The following is a 1,746-nucleotide window of genomic DNA, read 5'->3' as shown; positions in this document are numbered from 1 at the left end:
CCCAAATGTCGAGTTTTGATAAGAACAGTAATTTAAGTGTCATTCCCATGCTACGGCACTGCGATGTTTACGCAGTAAACTCGGTCAGGAATCTGCTGGAAATTTTCAATAGGTTATCAACCGAGTTTGCTTCGCAAACGTCGCAGGTCAAGCCCGATAATGACAGATGGTAATATTAACTTAAAAACTAACATCCATACTATATAATCTTTTTTTATTTCGTGATACAATATCTGTATTCTATTTTTTGGAGGAAATTTCTTATGGAGAAATTTTTCAAAATCAAGGAGAAGGGGTCTACTGTAAGCCGTGAAGTTGTCGGCGGTATTACAACTTTCCTTGCAATGTCTTACATTCTTGCCGTTAACCCGGGAATGCTTGGCTCAATTGCCGGAATGAATTTCGGCGGTGTGTTTACTGCGACTGCTGTTTCAGCTGCTGTTGCAACTCTTATAATGGCATTCTTTGCGAATATGCCGGTTGCTCTTGCTTCTGGAATGGGGCTTAACGCGTTCTTTACTTACACAGTCTGCGGCCAAATGGGATGCTCTCCTTGGTTCGCTCTTACTGCTGTTTTGATTGAAGGCGTTCTTTTTATTTTGCTTTCATTCTTTGGAGTTCGCGAGGCGATTATCAATTCAATTCCTGGCACAATGAAAAAAGCTGTTGCTGTTGGTATTGGACTTTTCATTGCCCTTATTGGACTTAACAATGCAGGAATCGTAACTTCTGCAAACGGAACAATAATCGGCTTTAACGCAATTGACTTGAGCCATGCTACTGCTCTTGTTGCAATTATCGGTCTTATCATTACAGTTGTTCTTTACATTCTTAAAGTTCCTGGCGCAATTCTTATTGGCATTGCCGCTACAACTGTTATTGGAATTCCTTTTGGTGTTACAGCTGTTCCAGAGAACTTCAAGCCGGTTTCTGTTCCTAGCGCACCGTTCCTCTTTAAGTTTGAATGGGCTGGAGTTCTTTCTCTTAAATTCTTCGGTGTTTTCTTTACTTTCTTGTTTACAGATATTTTTGATACAATCGGAACTTTGATGGGCGTTGCAGAGCAGGGAAATCTTATTGATGAAAAAGGCAACATTCAGAATGCAAAAGGCGCTCTTCTTGCCGACGCTGTTGGAACTGTAGCAGGTGCTTGTCTTGGAACTTCAACAGTAACTTCATTCGTTGAGTCTTCTTCTGGAGTTGCAGCAGGAGCTCGCACTGGTCTTGCTTCTGTTGTTACAGCTTTCTTCTTCCTTCTTGCTTTGTTCTTTACTCCTTTGTTCGCTCTTGTTCCTTCTTGCGCTACAGCACCTGCTTTGATTTTTGTAGGCTTCCTCATGATGCAGTCTGTTTCTAAAATCAACTTCGCTGACATTACAGACGGAATCCCGGCTTTCATTACAATTATGGTAATGCCGTTTGGCTATTCAATTTCAAAGGGAATCGCATTCGGAATGATTGCCTATGTAATTGCAAAAGTTGCCGGAAAGAAAACAAAAGAAATTCCTGTTGTTACTTGGATTCTTGCTGTTGTATTTATCTTTGCGCTTGCAATAAAAGCAATATAGTTAAAAAATTCCTGTGTCATTGCCGTACTTGATACGGCAATCCCAAGTGCGCCCCAAGAGTTGGAAACAATTTTTGAGGCGCACTTTTTTTTGCAGAATTTTTATACTTCTTAACCGAAGAGCTCAAAAGTCAGTGAGTTTTGACTCAAAAGCCAATGAGTTTTCACTCAAAAGCCAG

General features: G+C 40.7%; 1 protein-coding gene. It reads left to right on the top strand.

Annotated features, from left to right (window positions below):
* The first annotated feature begins 263 nt into the window (after positions 1-263).
* Positions 264-1,568 (top strand): NCS2 family permease, encoded by a 1,305-nt coding sequence (locus B4C08_RS10040; protein WP_296665017.1) that lies wholly within the window; start codon positions 264-266, stop codon positions 1,566-1,568.
* Positions 1,569-1,746: the final 178 nt, after the last annotated feature.

The organism is Treponema sp. UBA753, assembly GCF_002297325.1.
In the GTDB taxonomy this organism is placed as follows: Bacteria; Spirochaetota; Spirochaetia; order Treponematales; family Treponemataceae; genus Treponema_D.
This window is presented reverse-complemented; position numbering and strand designations above follow the sequence as displayed.

Excerpts from the sequence above, each read along its gene's own strand:
- B4C08_RS10040 (WP_296665017.1), top strand. The coding sequence starts at position 264 with ATGGAGAAATTTTTCAAAATCAAGGAGAAGGGGTCTACTGTAAGCCGT.